At 73.0% G+C, this 17856-nt stretch carries 13 protein-coding genes; 3 read left to right on the top strand and 10 right to left on the bottom strand.

Features of this window, described 5'->3' with window-relative positions; translation table 11 throughout:
* The first annotated feature begins 68 nt into the window (after positions 1–68).
* Positions 69–431, top strand: coding sequence for a DUF952 domain-containing protein (locus tag AC4BDD_RS23975; protein ID WP_490687525.1), 363 nt, complete (start codon positions 69–71; stop codon positions 429–431).
* 135 nt (positions 432–566) lie between these two features.
* On the opposite strand, the gene AC4BDD_RS23970 is transcribed toward AC4BDD_RS23975, so the two are convergent.
* The 9 genes from AC4BDD_RS23970 to pyrG all read right to left on the bottom strand — a co-directional run bounded on the left by AC4BDD_RS23970 (position 567) and on the right by pyrG (position 12412).
* A complete protein-coding gene (locus AC4BDD_RS23970) occupies positions 567–1694 on the bottom strand; it encodes a pseudouridine synthase (RefSeq protein ID WP_490687524.1) in 1128 nt (375 codons plus the stop codon).
* Complete coding sequence (gene scpB / locus AC4BDD_RS23965) at positions 1694–2341, bottom strand: SMC-Scp complex subunit ScpB (RefSeq protein WP_490687523.1); 648 nt, start codon at positions 2339–2341, stop codon at positions 1694–1696. The genes AC4BDD_RS23970 and scpB overlap by 1 nt, the downstream gene beginning before the upstream one ends.
* Positions 2338–3585, bottom strand: coding sequence for a segregation and condensation protein A (locus AC4BDD_RS23960; protein WP_490687522.1), 1248 nt, complete (start codon positions 3583–3585; stop codon positions 2338–2340). The genes scpB and AC4BDD_RS23960 overlap by 4 nt, the downstream gene beginning before the upstream one ends.
* A 48-nt stretch (positions 3586–3633) precedes the next feature.
* Positions 3634–4203, bottom strand: coding sequence for a hypothetical protein (locus tag AC4BDD_RS23955; RefSeq protein WP_490687521.1), 570 nt, complete (start codon positions 4201–4203; stop codon positions 3634–3636).
* A 41-nt stretch (positions 4204–4244) separates the two neighbouring features.
* Entirely contained in the window at positions 4245–5276 is a 1032-nt protein-coding gene (locus tag AC4BDD_RS23950) for a ParA family protein (protein ID WP_490687520.1), read from the bottom strand.
* A gap of 492 nt (positions 5277–5768) precedes the next feature.
* Entirely contained in the window at positions 5769–6884 is a 1116-nt protein-coding gene (ald, locus tag AC4BDD_RS23945) for an alanine dehydrogenase (RefSeq protein WP_490691921.1), read from the bottom strand.
* Positions 6885–7016: 132 nt separating this feature from the next.
* Positions 7017–9530, bottom strand: coding sequence for a tetratricopeptide repeat protein (locus AC4BDD_RS23940; RefSeq protein ID WP_490687519.1), 2514 nt, complete (start codon positions 9528–9530; stop codon positions 7017–7019).
* Positions 9531–10041: 511 nt separating this feature from the next.
* Positions 10042–10671: an NUDIX domain-containing protein gene (locus tag AC4BDD_RS23935; protein ID WP_490687518.1), complete on the bottom strand. Its 630-nt coding sequence runs from the start codon at positions 10669–10671 to the stop codon at positions 10042–10044.
* A 100-nt stretch (positions 10672–10771) separates the two neighbouring features.
* A complete protein-coding gene (gene pyrG, locus AC4BDD_RS23930; RefSeq protein ID WP_490687517.1) occupies positions 10772–12412 on the bottom strand; it encodes a CTP synthase in 1641 nt (546 codons plus the stop codon).
* A 441-nt stretch (positions 12413–12853) separates the two neighbouring features.
* Between pyrG and AC4BDD_RS23925 the strand changes: the two genes are divergently transcribed.
* Positions 12854–14668 (top strand): glycoside hydrolase family 15 protein, encoded by a 1815-nt coding sequence (locus AC4BDD_RS23925; protein ID WP_490691920.1) that lies wholly within the window; start codon positions 12854–12856, stop codon positions 14666–14668.
* A gap of 86 nt (positions 14669–14754) precedes the next feature.
* Positions 14755–16452 (top strand): PucR family transcriptional regulator, encoded by a 1698-nt coding sequence (locus tag AC4BDD_RS23920; RefSeq protein WP_490691919.1) that lies wholly within the window; start codon positions 14755–14757, stop codon positions 16450–16452.
* 30 nt (positions 16453–16482) lie between these two features.
* Here the strand turns inward: AC4BDD_RS23920 and AC4BDD_RS23915 are convergent, their stop codons facing one another.
* Entirely contained in the window at positions 16483–17646 is a 1164-nt protein-coding gene (locus tag AC4BDD_RS23915; RefSeq protein ID WP_490687516.1) for a glycoside hydrolase family 64 protein, read from the bottom strand.
* Between the last annotated feature and the right edge of the window lie 210 nt (positions 17647–17856).

Genomic DNA, 17856 nt, shown 5'->3' with positions numbered 1-17856 from the left:
GGTCGGGAGGTTGCTGCCGCGCCCGCTACGCGAGACGGACGGGCACGAAGTCCGGTACAACGATGGGCATGATCTTCCACCTGGTGCGCCTCGACGACTGGCTGGTCGCTCCGGACCGCCCTTACGCCCCACCGACCCTGGCGGAGGACGGTTTCGTGCACTGCTCCCCGGACGAGAGCACCACGCTGGCCGTCGCCGGCGCCTTCTACCGGGAGACTCCGGGGCCGCTGATGGTCCTGATGATCGACGAGCACAGGCTCGACGTCATGGTGCGCTGGGAGGCGGCGGACCCCGCGCCGCCCCCCGGAGTCCCTGCCACGACCCTGTTCCCGCACGTCTACGGGCACATCATCCGCACCGCGGTGGTCGGGATACTGGAGGTCGAGCGGGACGCGGAGGGACGCGCCACCGGGCTCGCCGTGTGGTCGTAGCCCAAGCCGGCCTGAGCCGGGTCCGCCATGGCCGGGCCTGGCCGCAACCGGGCCCTGGCTTCGGTGGCCGGGCCCCGGCGGTGTCCGGGGCCTGGCCGCAGCCAGGCGCCGGCTTCGGCGGCCGGCGCGCGGATGCTACAGATCGACCTCGCGCATCAGCATGCCGACCTCGGTGTTGGTCAGCCGCCGCAGCCAGCCCGACTTCTGGTCGCCGAGCGCGATCGGCCCGAAGTGCGTGCGGACGAGCTTGTCGACGGGGAAGCCGGCCTCCGCGAGCATGCGGCGCACGATGTGCTTGCGGCCCTCGTGCAGGGTCACCTCGACCAGGTAGTTCTTGCCGGTGTTCTGCACGACCCGGAAGTGGTCGGCGCGGGCGTAGCCGTCCTCCAGCGGGATGCCGTCCTTCAGCCGCTTGCCCAGCTCGCGCGGGAGCGGGCCCTGGATGGCGGCGAGATAGGTCTTCTGCACGCCGTACCGGGGGTGGGTGAGGCGGTGGGCCAGCTCGCCGTGGTTGGTGAGCAGGATGATGCCCTCGGTCTCGGTGTCGAGACGGCCGACGTGGAAGAGCCGGGTCTCCCGGTTGGTGACGTAGTCGCCGAGGCACTGGCGGCCGTCCGGGTCCTCCATGGTGGAGACCACGCCGGCCGGCTTGTTCAGCGCGAAGAAGAGGTAGGACTGGGTGGCGACGGTCAGCCCGTCGACCTTGATCTCGTCCTTCTCCGGGTCGACCCGGAGCCCCTGTTCGGTGACGATCTTGCCGTTGACCTCGACGCGGCGCTGGTCGATCAGCTCCTCGCAGGCGCGGCGCGAGCCCATTCCGGCGCGGGCCAGCACCTTCTGCAGCCGCTCGCCCTCCTGCTCCGCCCCGGGGAAGGTCTTGGGGGTCTTGATCTGCGGCTTGTCGGCGTACCGGTCGCGGTTGCGCTGCTCGATCTTCGCGTCCAGCTCGCGGGGGCGGGACGGGCTGCCCTGCCGGCCGCGGCCCGCACCGCCGCGGGTGCCGCCCTGGGGGGCCTTGGGGCCGCCCTTGGCGCCGCCGCGCGCGGACGTGCCGCGGGCGCCGCCGCCGCTCTTACGGCCGCCGTCCTCGGCGGAACCGGCCATGCCGTCCACGTCGTAGCGGCGCTCCTCGGGCCGGGGCCGGCGTGGGCGCTGCCCCTGCTTGTCGTCACGCCGCCCCGCGGCGCCCGGCCGGGGGCGTCCCGCGCCCGTGCCCCGCTGGCCCCGGTTGCCGCTACCGCTGTTCCTGCCGCTGCTTCGCATCAAAGTTCCGTCGTCGTCGTGTGGTCTGCGTCGGTGTCCGGTCCGTCCGGATCGAACGACGGCACACCCTCTTGTGTCTCTGCCTCGATCGCGTCCGCCTCGGGGAGGAAGGGCGCGAGCTCGGGGAGCTCATCCAGGCCGCGCAGGCCCATCCGCTCCAGAAAGTAGTTCGTCGTCCTGTACAGGATCGCACCTGTTTCGGGTTCCGTGCCCGCCTCCTGCACCAAGCCCCGCTGCAGGAGGGTCCGCATCACGCCGTCGCAGTTGACACCACGGACGGCCGAGACGCGGGAACGGCTGACCGGTTGACGGTACGCGACCACCGCGAGGGTCTCCAACGCGGCCTGGGTGAGGCGGGCCTGCTGGCCGTCGAGGACGAAGCCCTCGACGGCGGCCGCGTACTCGGGGCGGGTGGAGAAACGCCAGCCTCCGGCGATGTGGCGCAGGTCGAAGCCGCGGCGCTGGAGGGTGTACTCGTCCGACAGCTCGCGCAGGGCGTCGGCGATCTCGCGCCGGGGCCGCTGGAGGATCTTGGCGAGGTGTTCCTCGGTGGCGGGCTCGTCGACCACCATCAGGACCGCCTCCAGGGCGGGCTTGAGGTCGAGGTCCGCGACCGTGCGCGGCCCCTGGGGGATCTCCTCGCTCATCTCTTCTCCTCCTCGGGGTCCGGCTCCGGCTCCCGGTCGAACTCGTCGGTGACCAGCGGCTGGGTGACCGCGTCCCCGGCCCACCGCACCAGCAGCGGCCCGAGCGCCTCGGTCTGGTCCAGGGCCACCGCCTTCTCGCGGTAGAGCTCCAGCAGCGCCAGGAAGCGGGCCACCACGGTGAGGGTGTCCGGGGCGTCCTCGGTCAGCTCCTGGAAACTCGCCTCGCCGGCCGCCCGCAGCCGGGCCACCATCACCTCGGCCTGCTCACGGACGCTCACCAGCGGGGCGTGGATGTGGTCGACGTAGACCTGCGGCTCGGGTTTGGGCTGCATCGCCTTCACCGCGAGTCTGGCGAAGCCCTCGGCGCCGATGCTGATGACGACCTCGGGGAGCAGGTCGGCGTGGTGGGGCTCGAGCCCCACGGTGCGCGGGTGGCGCAGGGCCTCCGCGTCCATCCGCTCGCTGAAGATGTCCGCGACGCGCTTGTACGCGCGGTACTGCAGCAGCCGGGCGAAGAGCAGGTCCCGGGCCTCCAGCAGGGCCAGGTCCGCCTCGTCCTCGACCTCGGCGGCGGGCAGCAGCCGGGCCGCCTTGAGGTCCAGCAGGGTCGCGGCGACCACCAGGAACTCGGTGGTCTGGTCGAGGTCCCAGTCGGGTCCCATGGCGCGGATGTGCGCCATGAACTCGTCGGTGACCTTGGAGAGGGCGACCTCGGTGACGTCCAGCTTGTGCTTGGAGATCAGCTGGAGGAGCAGGTCGAAGGGCCCCTCGAAGTTGGCCAGCCGCACGGTGAACCGGCCGTCCTCGCCCCTCGGCCGGTCCTCCCCCGCCCCGTCCCGCGCCTCTCCAGGGGCACCGTCCCCCCGGCCCTCAGCCCCAGCCCCGGCGACACCGGTCCGCGCGGGCCTGCCCACGTCAGCCGCCTCGTCGAAGCCGGACGGGCCCAGGGGCTCGGAGGTGTCCTCGTCCACCGCCTCGACGGGCTCGCCCGCTGCCGGCTCGGCGGAGCCGGACGGGGCAGGGGGCTCGGAGGTGTCCTCGTCCGCCGCCTCGGCGGGGCCGGGCTCAGCGGGGGCCGGGGCTTCGGCCACGGCGGGGGCCGGGGCGTGGGAGGGGCGGGGCTCGTGCTCAGTGGTCTCCACCGCTTCGGCGGCGGCCGGCGCGGACGGCGGTGCTGCCCCCGGGCCCCGCCCCAGCGCGCGGCGGCGGGCAGGAGCGGGGGCGGAGTCGTCTGACGGGGGCATCGCGGTCCAGGGGGCGTACGGGCACGGGCGGCAGCCCGCAGGCTACCGTCAGCGCCCGCGCAGACGGCGCACGAGGATGCTCGCGTCGCCGCGCGACTCCAGGTCGGCCAGCACGACCGCGACCGCCTCCCGGACGATCCGGCCGCGGTCGACCGCGAGCCCGTGCTCGCCGCGCAGCACCAGCCGCGCGTGCTCCAGGTCCATCAGCTCCTCGGCGGAGACATAGACCGTGATCTTCTCGTCGTGGCGCTCCCGGCCGCTGGGCCGGCGCCCGGCGGTGCGGCCGCCGCGGCGGCGGGCCTGTCCGGGCTGCCCGGCCTGGGCCGCCTGGCCGGCCTGCCCATGCCCGGCGGCGTCCTGTGGCTGGCGGCTGCCCGCCCGGTCCGGACCGGGCGCCGCGCGGCGGTCGCCGGGCGCGTCCTGCGGTCCGGTCTCCCGTCCGCCGTGCTCCTCGGATCCCGGCGCCGCGGGGCGGCCCGCGGCCGGGGCGGCCTCGGTCGCGCCGCCGGGCGCGTCGGCGGCCGCGGGGTCGCTCTCGCCGGCCGGGCCCGGCACCCGGGCGGCCTCCCCGGCCGCCGGCCGGCGGGAGGACGACGGTGGCGAAGCCTGCAGGCCCATCCCCCCGGTGGTACGGAACAGTTCGTCAGCGCCTGGCAGACTCACTCGGCGTGACACCGGGCGAGCACCTCCCTGGCGAGCTGGCGATAGGCGGCGGCGCCGACGGAGTTGGACGCGTAGGTGGTGATGGGCTCACCCGCGACGGTGGTCTCGGGGAAGCGGACCGTGCGGCCGATCACCGTGTGGTAGACGTGGTCGTCGAACGCCTCGACCACGCGGGCCAGCACCTCGCGGCTGTGCACGGTGCGCGAGTCGTACATCGTGGCGAGGATGCCGTCCAGCTCCAGATCGGGGTTGAGCCGCTCCTGGACCTTCTCGATGGTCTCGGTGAGCAGGGCCACGCCGCGCAGGGCGAAGAACTCGCACTCCAGCGGCACGATCACCTTGTGCGCGGCGGTGAGCGCGTTCACCGTGAGCAGGCCCAGCGAGGGCTGACAGTCGATCACGATGTAGTCGTAGTCGGCCATCAGCGGCTTGAGCGCGCGCTGGAGGGTCGACTCACGGGCGACCTCGCTGACCAACTGCACTTCAGCGGCTGACAAATCGATATTGCTGGGGAGCAGGTCCATGTTGGGCACGGCCGTCTTCAGCAGCACCTCGTCGGCCGACATGCCCCGCTCCATGAGCAGGTTGTAGACCGTCAGGTCCAGCTCCATCGGGTTGACCCCGAGGCCGACCGAGAGGGCCCCCTGCGGGTCGAAGTCGACGAGCAGCACCCGGCGTCCGTACTCGGCGAGCGCGGCACCCAGGTTGATGGTCGAGGTGGTCTTGCCGACCCCGCCCTTCTGGTTGCACATCGCGATGATCTTCGCGGGGCCGTGGTCGGTGAGCGGCCCGGGGATCGGGAAGTACGGGAGGGGCCGGCCGGTCGGGCCGATGCGCTCCCGGCGCTGGCGGGCGGCGTCCGGAGCGAGCGTGGCCGCGTACTCGGGGTCGGGCTCGTACTCCGCGTCGGGGTCGTAGAAGTGCCCTTCGGGCAGGTCGTAGTCGGCGAGGGCGGGATCCATGCCGCGCTGATCGCCGGCCATGGCGTTCACGTTGTGGCCATCCATGCTCTGGTGGGCTGTCGTCATGCTCTGGTGAGTGGCGGTTGTTTGGACAGCGACGGAGCCGACAGCCGCGAGTCCCGGAGGAGTCTGGCCCCGCGCAGCCGATCCTGGTTGACCACCCCCGGGAGAAAATGTCGACTCATTCACAAGTCGTCCTACCTCCTTGGTGACCAGGAAATTTCTCGATTGGTCAGCGTGACACCATGCCGACGGTTTGCGACTCTATGGCGTGTCGGCGGTTCACAGCAACACAATCCGCCGGACACGGCGGGATGTGTCGGCAACCGAACGCCCGGATGTCAAGAGTCCAACCACCCTGTCGGAGACGTTTCGTCGGGCCCGCGAACCGGTTAAAGCGATACCTTCGCGGCGACTTGACCGAGCCTCACGAAAGACACACACCATCACTTTTCGGGTGTGTACGGGCATGGCTGCGGCCGGGTCCCGCCTCTGGCAAGACCCGGCCTGCTACGCCGTGTTGACGCTTCCGGTTGACGGACCGAACAACCGCCCGACTCAGCCGAGCAGGGTGGAGAGCTCGATGCTGGGCAGCCCGTGCGCCTCGGCCACCGGACCGTAAACGACCTGTCCCTCATGGGTGTTGAGGCCCTTGGCCAGCGCCTGGTCACGGCGGAGCGCCTCGCGCCAGCCGCGGTTCGCCAGCTCCACGATGTACGGCAGCGTGGCGTTGGTCAGCGCGTAGGTGGAGGTGTTCGGCACCGCGCCCGGCATGTTGGCGACGCAGTAGAAGATCGAGTTGTGGATCTTGAAGGTCGGCTCGGCGTGCGTGGTGGGACGCGAGTCCTCGAAGCAGCCACCCTGGTCGATCGCGATGTCGACAAGGACACTTCCCGGCTTCATCTTGGCGACCAGCTCGTTGGTGACCAGCTTCGGGGCCTTGGCACCCGGGATGAGCACCGCGCCGATGACGAGGTCGGCCTCGACGACGGCCTTCTCCAGCTCGTAGGCGTTGGAGACGACCGTCTGCACCTTGGTGCCGAAGATCTTGTCGGCCTCGCGCAGCTTGTTGATGTCCCGGTCGAGCAGGGTCACGTGGAAGCCCATGCCGACGGCGATCTGGGTGGCGCTCCAGCCGGAGACGCCGCCGCCGATGACCACGGCCTTGCCGGCGGAGACGCCCGGGACGCCGCCCGGCAGCACGCCACGGCCGCCGGCCGCGCGCATCAGGTGGTAGGCGCCGACCTGCGGGGCGAGCCGGCCCGCGACCTCGGACATCGGGGCGAGCAGCGGCAGCGCGCGGTTCGCGGTCTCCACCGTCTCGTAGGCGATGGCGGTGGTGCCGGACTCCAGCAGCGCGTCCGTGCACTCACGGGAGGCGGCCAGGTGCAGGTAGGTGAAGAGGGTCTGGTCCTTACGGAGGCGGTGGTACTCCTCCGCGATGGGCTCCTTGACCTTCAGCAGCAGGTCGGCGGTGGCCCAGACCTCGTCGGCGGTGCCGAGGATCGTCGCACCGGCGGAGACGTACTCCTGGTCCGTGATGGAGGAGCCGAGACCGGCGCCCTGCTCGACGAAGACCTGGTGGCCGTTGCGGACGAGCTCGTGCACGCCGGCGGGCGTGATGGCCACGCGGAACTCGTTGTTCTTGACCTCGCGGGGGATGCCGACCTTCACGTCGATCACGGTCCTTGAATCTGGGGGGTTCCTGGCATTACCGACATGTTCGAACATGACGGAAGAGTGAGCGGGGGTCGCTACGTCAGCCAGTCTAATGAAGGATGTCGCGCTGTCTAGCCTTTGTTTGCATCAATCTTTCGCGGAGCTACTACTGATTTCGTAGGTAGGCTCTGGCGCATCTTCCGGATCTTCCGCTTCGCCCCCGGACGCGCGGGCCAGCAGCCGTTCCGCGGCCTTCCGGTGCAGCTCAGCCGCCCCTCCCTCGCCCAGCCGCTCCAGGGTGTCCGCGGTCCGCATCCGCACTGCCGCCTGAAGCCGCAGGTCCCCCGCCCGCCGCGCGCTCTCCACCGCCTCCAGGCAGGTGCGCAGCGCCTCCCGGGGCCGCCCCGCGTACTCCTGCACCCGGGCCGTCTCGCTGAGCGCCCGGGCGTGCCCGGTGAGATCGCCCAGCCGGCGGCAGGCCGCGGCCGCCGCGCGCCAGCCGCGCAGCGCCTCGCCCCACCGCCCGGCATAGGTGTGGACAGCGCCGAGCCGCGCGTACAGCCGGGCCTCGGCGGCGAGGTCACGGCGCGTCAGGTACTGGGCGAGGGCCCGGCCGTACCAGTCGGCGGCCCGGTTCCAGTCGCGCAGCTCCTGGTAGGTGCTGCCGATGGACTCCAGCGAACGCCCGGTCGCGTACGGGTCGCCGGCCATCCGCGCCGCCTCCAGCGCACCCTTGTACCGGGCCAGCGCCTCGGTGGTCCGCCCGGCCCGCGCGTCCAGGTCGCCCAGGTTCAGCAGTGCCGCCGCCTCCTCCAGGGCCAGCCCGCCGCGCTCGGCCACGTCCAGCACCAGCTGATGGAGTTCGTACAGCTCCGGCGCGGCGCCCGCGGCACCCCGGTGCACCACCAGCGCCTGGGTGAGGGCGGCCACCAGCCGGCGGGCCAGGGTGTCGAGCCCGCCGTCCTCCACCGCCAGCCGGGCCGCCTCGTGCAGCTCCCCCAGCCGCTCGTCGAGCCACTCCCGCGCGGCGGCCGGCGACGGAAACCGCAGCGCCCTGGGCATCGTGTCCAGCTTCCCGCGGGCTTCCGGATCGGCGGTCTCGGCCGCCAGCCGGCAGGCGTGCAGCTGCCGTACGGTCCGCTCCAGCATCCGGGCGCGGGCCAGGTCCACCTCGGTCCGGCGCTCCTGCTCCCGCAGCACCGTGTGCATCAGCGGCTCCAGGCAGCCGGGCAGCTGATAGCGGTGCCCGGTCGACGCCCCCGGCGCCCGCAGTGCGCCGGGGGCCGGCCCGGCCACCGGGTACGCGGACGGCTCGGCCGCCGCGCCGGGGACGGCCGAGGAGCCGGCCCGCCGCGGGTCGCCGCCCGCCGCGTCGGCACCCGCCGTCTGCGATCGCGCCCCTTCGGGGCGCGGGGCGTCACCGCCGGCCGCGTCCGGACGGGCCGCCTCGGGGCCGGGCTCGGGATCAGGTGGCGCGGTGCCGCCGCCGGCCGGCTGGGGCTGACCGGTACGGGCCGGGGCCGGCAGCCGCCGCAGCAGCCCGTGGGCGACGAACTCCTCCAGCGTGGCCTGGGCGGCGGACACCGAGCAGCCCGCCAGCGCGGAGGCGCTCAGCGCGTCCGCGGTGGCGTCCGGGGCGAGCGCGAGCAGCCGCAGTATCCGGGCGGCCGGGCCCGGCAGGGACTCGTAGGCCAGCCGGAAGGCGCGGGCCAGCGACCGTCCGGTGTACTCGTGCGCGCCGGGCCCGGGCTGCTGCTCGCGCAGCCGCTTGGCCACATCGGCGACGGACGCCTGGGGCCGGGCGGCGAGCCAGCCGCCGACCAGCGCCAGCGCGGCGGGCTGTCCCCCGCACTCCTCTACCAGGGACTCGGCAGCCACCGGGTCGCAGGTGATCCGGGTCGGCCCGGCGTACTGCACGAGCATGTCCAGGGCGGCATCTGAGTCCAGCCCGCCCAGGGTGCAGGGCCGGACGTCGGGGATGCCGGTCAGCGGGCCGCGGGAGACCGCGACGACCAGGCAGTCCGGCGCGTGCGGCAGCAGCGGATCCACCTGCTCGGCGCTGTCCGCGTCGTCGAAGAGCAGGATTGCCCGCTTCCCCGCGAAGGCCGTACGCAGCCGCTCGGACAGCTCCTCCTCGTCCGCGCCGGGATGGGCGGTGGCGCCGATCGCGTCCAGCAGCTGCCGGGCGGCGCGGGTGGGCAGCACCGGCTCGCCGCCGGAGGTGGTCAGGCGGATCCGCAGCAAGCCGTCGGGGTAGTCGCCGCGCAGCCGCTGGACGAGCTCCTCGGCCAGCGCCGTGCGCCCGGAGCCGGGCCGTCCCGCGATGAGCAGCACCCGGCCGCGCGGGACCGTACGGCCGGCGATGGTGTCGAGACCGGCCCGGCCGATGTCGGACCGCAGCGCGGCCAGCTCCCGCCGCCGTCCCACGAACCCGGCGCCCGCCGACGCCAGGAAACGCACCCGGGAGCCGACCCCGCCGGGCCGCGTCGCCGTCGCCGACCGGCGCCGGTCCGGACCGGCCGATGGCTGCCCCGCCCCGGGCGCCGGCTTGGAGGTGCCGGGTGCCGGCTGGGAGGTGCCGGACGTCGGCTGGGAGGTGCCGGACGCCGGCTTCCCGGATCCGGCAGGCGGCGGCTGGGGGACGGCGGTTCCGGATGTCATCACGCGGCCCCCGTCGGCCCTTCCATGGCTCCTGCCGGCCGTCACGTTGGCCCCGTCGGCCCCTGCGTGGCTCCCGGCCGAGTCGGTACGACCGTCCTCCGGGGCCACCTGGCTGCCGGGGTCAGCGGCGACCGGCCGCCGGTTCCGGGGCGTGCTCGTCGCGCCCTCCGTGCCGACCGCCTGCTCCGCCACGGGCCCCACTCCCGTCCACCTGCGCCCTTGAGCCCGACCGCGGCCGCGGTCCGGGTCTGGACGAGCGTAGTTCACCCGGAGTCATGCGCTGGGCACTCCCGGCCGACACCACCGGAGAAAGATCACCTGATCGGATCCACCGATGTTCGCACCGGCGCCGGTCCCGGCCGGAGCACGAAGCAGCCACTGCCGGAGCACGAAGGTGACCCCGGCCGGAGCGAGGAGGCGGCCACTGCTGGAGCACGAAGCGGCCCCGCGAGGAACCGCCTCGCGGGGCCGCCTCCAAGCGCGTGGCCTCCGGCAGTACGCCTCGCCGGGGCTACGCCTCGTAGGGCCGGGCCGGCCAGGGGGCGTCCGCCGGGCGCAGCGCGTCCAGGCCGCCCTCGGCCGCCAGCGCGGCCTTCAGCGACAGGGCGCCCACGACCAGGCAGGTGTTGTGGAGCTCGCCCGCGAGGACGCCGCTGATCAGCTCGTCCAGCGGGACCCGGGCCAGCTCCATGTCGGCCTCCTCCTCGAAGACCTCGAAGCGGTCCCCCTCCACCGCGGAGAGCTGCCGGGCGAGGAAGATCCGCACCGCCTCGTCGCAGCCGCCGGGCGAGGTGAACACATCGGTGAGCACCCGCCAGTCCTCCGCCTTGACGTGCGCCTCCTCGTACAGCTCGCGCTGGGCGGCGTGCAGCGGGTTCTCCCCGGGCACGTCCAGCAGCCCGGCCGGGATCTCCCACAGCTTGTGACGCACCGGGTGCCGGTACTGGCGCAGCACGACGACGCGGCCGGTGTCATCGAGGGCGAGGACGGCGACCGAGCCGGGGTGCACCTGGTAGTCGCGGGTGACGCTGCTGCCGTCGGGCATGACCACCCGGTCCGTGCGCACACCGGTCTTGTTGCCGGTGAAGGGGGTGGCGGTCTCGGTGACCTGCCACTCCTCGGGGGTGTCCTGGATGCCCATGCGTGCCGTCCTTAGCCAGTGCCAGCCAGTGCTCATGTGAAACGGATGCCGGGGTGCGCACCGCAGCGGCGCGCACCCCGGCATCTCACCACCGTATCGGTCAGCCCTGCGCGGTCTGCCGGCGCTCGATGGCCGCCTTCACCAGACCCGCGAAGAGCGGGTGCGGACGGGTCGGGCGGGAGCGCAGCTCGGGGTGCGCCTGGGTGCCGACGAGGTAGGGGTGCACCTCGCGCGGGTACTCGACGTACTCGACGAGCTTGTTGTCCGGGGAGGTGCCGGAGAAGACGATGCCCGCCTTCTTCTCCAGCTCACCGCGGTAGGCGTTGTTGACCTCGTAGCGGTGGCGGTGGCGCTCCTCGACGTACGGCTCGTTGTCGTAGACCTCGCGGACGATCGAGCCCTCGGCGAGCTTGGCCGGGTACATGCCCAGACGCATGGTGCCGCCCATGTCGCCCTCGCCCGCCACGATGTCGAGCTGCTCGGCCATGGTGGAGATCACCGGGTCGCTCGCGGCGGCCTCGAACTCGGTGGAGTTGGCCCCCTCGATGCCCGCGAGGTTCCGCGCGGCCTCGATCACGATGCACTGCAGGCCCAGGCAGAGGCCGAGCAGCGGGATCTTGTTCTCCCGGGCGTAGGTGATCGCGCCGACCTTGCCGTTGACCCCGCGCTCGCCGAAGCCGCCGGGGACGCAGATCGCGTCGACGTCGCCGAGGACCTTGGCCGCGCCGGCCGGGGTCTTGCAGTCGTCCGAGGTGACCCACTTGATCTTGACGCGGGCCTTGTTGGCGAAGCCGCCGGCCCGGATCGCCTCGGTGACCGACAGGTAGGCGTCGGGCAGGTCGATGTACTTGCCGACGAGCGCGACGGTGACCTCGTGGTCGGGGTTGTGGACCCGGTCCAGCAGGTCCTCCCAGACGGTCCAGTCCACGTCGCGGAAGGGCAGGTCCAGCTTGCGCACGACGTAGGCGTCCAGGCCCTCGGTGTGCAGCACCTTGGGGATGTCGTAGATCGACTTGGCGTCGATGGCGGCGACCACCGCGGCCTCGTCGACGTCGCACATCAGCGAGATCTTGCGCTTGATGGAGGTCGGCACGTCGCGGTCGGCGCGCAGCACGATGGCGTCCGGCTGGATGCCGATGTTGCGCAGCGCGGCCACCGAGTGCTGGGTGGGCTTGGTCTTCAGCTCGCCGGAGGGGCCGATGTACGGCAGCAGCGAGATGTGGACGACGAAGACGTTGTCCCGGCCGACCTCGTGGCGGACCTGGCGGACGGTCTCCAGGAAGGGCAGCGACTCGATGTCGCCGACGGTGCCGCCGACCTCGGTGATCACCACGTCGACGTCGTCGGTGGCCATCCGCCGGATGCGGTGCTTGATCTCGTTGGTGATGTGCGGGATGACCTGGACGGTGTCGCCCAGATACTCGCCGCGCCGCTCCTTGGCGATGACCTGGGAGTACACCTGGCCGGTGGTGACGTTGGCGGAGCCGTCGAGGTCGACGTCGAGGAAGCGCTCGTAGTGGCCGATGTCCAGGTCGGTCTCGGCGCCGTCGTTGGTGACGAAGACCTCGCCGTGCTGGAACGGGTTCATGGTGCCGGGGTCGACGTTCAGGTACGGGTCGAGCTTCTGCATGGTGACGCGCAGACCGCGCGCCTTGAGCAGGGCACCGAGGCTTGAGGCGGTGAGGCCTTTGCCGAGTGAGGAAGCGACACCCCCGGTGACGAAGATGTGCTTGGTCGTCATGGGCTTAGCGGCAAGTGCCAAAGGGGGGCTCCCGTGGTCGCGAGGTGAGAAGCGGATCGGCTCATTCCCTGGTTCACTGGTAATTCCAGGGGTGGTGCCGTCGCTGCGGTTCGGGGGTTGTCGTGCCCACCGGTCCACGGGCTACCAGGGTATCAGCGCCCCGGGGCGGCCGCGTCCGGCGACGCGTGCGGAGGGTGTGGGAACCCTGCGAAGACCGGCCGTGTTCGACCACTCGAACGGCCCAGCCACATTGTGGAACGAGGCCAGCGCGGCACCGGCCTTAGTCGTATCCTGCTCGGACACACACGCTGCGAGCTGCGGTCGGCAAGGCACCTACCAGGCTTCTACCTGTCTGTAACGCCCCGGAAGACGAGCTCGTCGGGTAATCCGAGACCGCAAAAACGCGCCCCGCGGGGCGAGGCCGTTCGAATGGGGATGCAGGTGGCCGGGCGCATCGAGGACTACGCACTCATCGGGGACATGCAGACCGCCGCGCTCGTGTGCAGGGACGGCACGGTCGACTGGCTGTGTCTGCCGCGCTTCGACTCCCCCGCGGCCTTCGCCGGGCTGCTGGGCACCGAGGAACACGGCTTCTGGCGGCTCGGCCCCGCCCACCCCGCAGGCTCCACCCCGCCGCCCGCCTCCCGCCGCCGCTACGTCGGCGACTCCCTCATCCTGGAATCGGAGTGGGACACCCAGCGCGGCACGGTCCGGATCACCGACTTCATGCCGCCGCGCGACGGCGCCCCGCAGCTGACCCGCATCGTGGAAGGCGTCAGCGGCCGGGTGCCGATGCGCTCCGCGCTGCGGATGCGCTTCGCCTACGGCTGGGTGGTGCCCTGGGTGCAGCAGATCGACGGCCGGACCGTCGCGGTGGCCGGCCCCGACTCGGTGTGGCTGGACACCGAGGCCGACACCTACGGCAAGGACCTGACCACCTACTCCGAATTCACCATCGCGCCCGGTGACCGCGTCGCCTTCACCCTCAGCTGGCAGCCCTCGCACAAGGAGCCGCCCGGCCTGCCCGACCCGGAGGGCGCGCTGGAGGCGACCGAGGAGTTCTGGCGCGAGTGGGTCGACCACTGTACGTACCACGGCCCCTACCGCGAGTCGGTGATCCGCTCGCTGATCACCCTCAAGGCGCTGACCTACGCCCCCACCGGCGGCATCGTCGCCGCCCCCACCACCTCGCTGCCCGAGGACATCGGCGGCTCCCGGAACTGGGACTACCGCTTCACCTGGCTGCGGGACGCGGCGATCACCCTCTCCTCGCTGCTGCGCACCGGCTACCGCGAAGAGGCCCGCGCCTGGCGTGAGTGGCTGCTGCGCGCGGTCGCCGGCGACCCGGAGAACCTCCAGATCATGTACGGCATCGCCGGCGAGCGGGAGCTGGGCGAGAACGAGCTGCCCTGGCTGCCCGGCTACGAAGGCTCCCAGCCGGTACGCATCGGCAACGGCGCCGCCGGCCAGCTCCAGCTGGACGTCTACGGCGAGGTCATCGAGGCGCTGCACCTGGGCCACATGACCGGTCTGGCGCGCAACGACTACGCACAGCTGCTCCAGATCAAGCTGATCAACTACCTGGAGGACCACTGGGACGAGCCGGACGAGGGCATCTGGGAGGTGCGCGGCCCGCGCCGCCACTTCGTGCACTCCAAGGTCATGGCCTGGGTGGCGGTGGACCGCACCATCAAGCTGATCGAGTCCGGTGAGGTGGACGGGCCGCTGGAGCGCTGGCGCGACCTGCGCGACGAGATCCACCGGACGGTGTGCGAGAAGGGCTACGACCCGCAGCGCAACACCTTCACCCAGTACTACGGCGAGGACGGCCCCTCCAAGGAGCTGGACGCCTCCTTGCTGCTGATCCCTCAGATGGGCTTCCTGCCGCCGGACGACAAGCGGGTCATCGGCACCATCGAGGCGATCCAGCGCGAGCTGTCCACCCCGGACGGCTTCGTCCTGCGCTACCCCACGGCCGGCGAGGAGGCGGGCGTGGACGGCCTCGAGGGCGATGAAGGCGCCTTCCTGGCCTGCTCGTTCTGGCTCGCGGACGACCTGGCGATGATCGGCCGGGTGGACGAGGCCCGGCAGCTGTTCGAGAAGCTGCTCTCGCTCCGCAACGACCTCGGGCTGCTCGCCGAGGAGTGGGACCCGCGGCTCCAGCGCCAGGTGGGGAACTTCCCGCAGGCGTTCAGCCACGTGCCGCTGATCGACACCGCACTGCGCCTGACCGCCTCCGGCGCGTACGGCGGCTGAACGACGACCATCCCGTCGGACACGTGAGCGGCGAAGAGATCGCGCCCGGCCTCCCCCAGCCACCTCCCCCAGACTTCGTCCGGGAGGTGCCCCCAGGGGGACCCCCGCCCCCGGACGTCGTCCGCGGGGACCCCCAGGGCGCCATCACCGTGGCGCGGGCGCTGGAGCTTCCCGCGCTGCGCCGCGGCCTGCCCGAGGTGGTGGCCGCCGCCGACCAGCTGCGCCGGCCGGTGCGGTGGGTGCACGCCGGCGAGGTGCCCAACATCGCCTCCCTGCTCAGGGGCGGCGAGCTGCTGCTGACGACCGGCCTGGGGCTCGGGCCGCGCCCGGCCGAGCAGCGCGCCTTCGTCCGCACCCTCGCCGAGCGGAAGATCGCCGCCCTGGTGGTGGAGTTGGGCTCCCGCTTCACCACGCTGCCCGCCGCGGTGGTGGACACCGCCCGCGGCTGCGGGCTGCCCCTGGTGCAGCTCCGCCGCGAGGTGCCGTTCGTGGCGGTCACCGAGGAGATCCACACCGAGATCATCAACGAGCACTACGCCCTGCTGCGGCGCGCCGAGGAGGTGCACCGGCAGTGCACCCAGGCACTGCTGGGCGGCGGCGGGGTGCCGGAGATCCTGCGGCTCTTCGCGGCCTTCGCGGGCAACCCGGTCTTCCTGGAGACGCCCGACGGACAGCTGCTCTACGCCGCCGGACCGGGGCCTGCGGCCCAGCCGGGCATGGCCGACCCGCTCCAGGTGTGGGAGGGGCTGATGGCGCAGCGGGCGGCGCGCCGCCCCGAGCCGCCGGCCGGCAGTGTGCTGGTGGACGTCCCCGGCGGCGGCCCGGGGCCCGGAAGCTCGGCGCGGGCCCGGCTGACGGTGCTTCCGGTGGCCGGGGAGCTGGCCCCGGTGCACCGCATCGCCGCCGAGCGGACCGCGGACCTGCTGGCCGTGGTGCTGCTCCAGGCGCGTCAGGAGGAGGAGTTGGCGGCGCGCGGCCGGGGGGACTTCCTCACCGACCTCGCCGAGGGGCGGATCGAGGCGTCCGACGCGCCCGCGCAGGCCCGGGTGCTGGGTTTCCGGCCGCCGCCGGACGGGCTGCTGCTGCCGGTGGTGGTGCGGGTGTCGACGCGGCTGTCGGCAGGGTTGCCGGCCGGCCCGCAGGAGAGCTGGGCGGCGCTGGCGCACGCCGTGCAGGAGGAGTTGGCGGCCGCCGGGGTGCCGGTGCTGCTGGGCGTCCGGCTGCCGGAGAGCCGCGTACCGCTGCTGGTCGGACTGCGGGACGTGGCCGAGCGGGTCCCGGTCGCCGAGCGGGTCGCGGCGGCGCTGCGCGCCGGGGTGGGGCGGGCCTGGCCGGAGCGGGCGGGCTCCCGGCCGCCGACCGTGGTGGTGGGCGTGGCCGGCGGCTGGGAGACGGTCGGCGGGGAGTTGCGGCACGCGGCGGAGGCGGCGTGCGCGGCGCAGGGGCTGGCGGACCGGCCGTGGCACGACGTGCGCCGCACCGAAGTCGACGTACTGCTGTGGCGACTTCGCGAGCACGGCGACCTGGCCGCCTTTGTCGACAGGGTGATCGGGCCGCTGCTGACCCACGACCGCACCGCGCGGCCGCCGCTGATCCCCACCCTGGAGGCGTATCTCGCCCACGCCGGGCGCAAGGCGGAGACCGCGCGGGAGCTGCATCTGAACCGGCAGACGCTGTACGACCGGCTGGCGCGGATCGCGCGGCTGCTCGGCAGCGACCTGGAAGACCCGCAGACCATGCTCGCCCTCGGCCTGGCCCTCCAGGCCCGTCGCCACGCGCAGTGACGGATCCGGCACCGGTCGGATCGGCGTCGGTCAGAACGGCGTCAGGGTGAGCGTGATCCCCGTCGGCGCGGTGTCCTGGATGTAGGACGCGAAGTCGGCGACGTCGTCGAAGGCGAAGCCGTACGCCCTGCCGTCGGCCGTCGCCGCGTGCATCGCCTTGGCGTAGTGGTGGGTGACCGCGGGCCGGTAGAAGCCGGCCGGGTCGGTGGTGGGCTGGGCCGGGGTGTCGTGCAGGGTGGTGCGGTTGAAGGCCGCGCCGAGGATGGCCGCGACCGGCCCGCTCACCCCGTCGTTGGGCGCGGCCAGTGCTCCGTCGCAGAAGAGCACGTCCCGGGTGGAGGGCTTGGCGAAGGAGACGGTGCCGGGCCCGTTGAGGGTCAGCCGTCCGGCGCTGACCCGGCCGGTGAAGGTCCCGGCGTTGGTGGTGACGGTGAGGTCGCGGGCGGTGTAGGCGTCCCAGACCTGGTCGATGTAGCCGGCCAGGTAGTCGCGGGGGAAGCGCCCGGCGTCCAGGCCGTGGCCGGGTGCGATCACACGCAGGTCGCTGCCGGTGATCAGCGGCGCGAACTCCTCGACGGCGGCCAGCGTGGCGAAGACCCGAGCGCGGGCGCCGTCCTTGAGGGTGCCGGTCGTCTGGTCCTTGGCGCCGGTGAGCCGGATGGCCAGCGGAACGCTGAACATGTCGACCATGGTGGTGTTGCAGAACATGCCCGCGGCGTTGAAGGTGAACTCGGCGCAGTCGTGCAGGACCTGGTCGTTCGGGTCGCCGCTCACCCAGCCGGCCGGGTACTGGAGGGCGGGGCGGCCCGCCCCGTCGGTGACCGCCTTGAACCTGAGTCTGGCGCCGAGCGCGACGTAGATCCGTCCGGACATCCGCGGCAGCGTCAGCCGGGTGTCACCGGTGGGGCTGAGCGGAATGGCGTAGTCGGTGAAGCCGTCGGGGCCGTTGTCGGCCGGCGAGACGGGCGCGAGGACGCCGTCCGGGGTCACCCGGACCTGCCGCCCGTCCTGGTTGCCGACGATGTACAGCCATATCGACGTATTGCCGAACTCGCCGGTCCGGTTGACCACGGTGAGCGGCAGGGTGGCGCCAGACGGCGTGGCCTGGGCGCGGCCGCCGACGAGGGCGAGCCCGCCGGCGGCGGCCGTGCCCGCCGCCAGCCCGCCGAGCAGTTTCCGGCGGCTGAGCGGCATCCCGGCGACATGCCGGGCGGCGAGCGAACCCGTTCGGGCGGGGGAACCCGTTCGGGCGAGGGGATCCGTTCGGTCTGGGGAACCCGTTCGGTCTGGGCGCATGTCGCAGCTCCTCAGCGAGGTGTGGGGGGTGTCGACGCCGGCGGCGCACCGGATCCACCAGGCGGGCCGGATCCCGTGGCGCGGGCAGGGGCAGGCCGGGCGGCCCGG

The organism is Streptomyces sp. JLBT605 (genome assembly GCF_058215555.1).
This window is presented reverse-complemented; position numbering and strand designations above follow the sequence as displayed.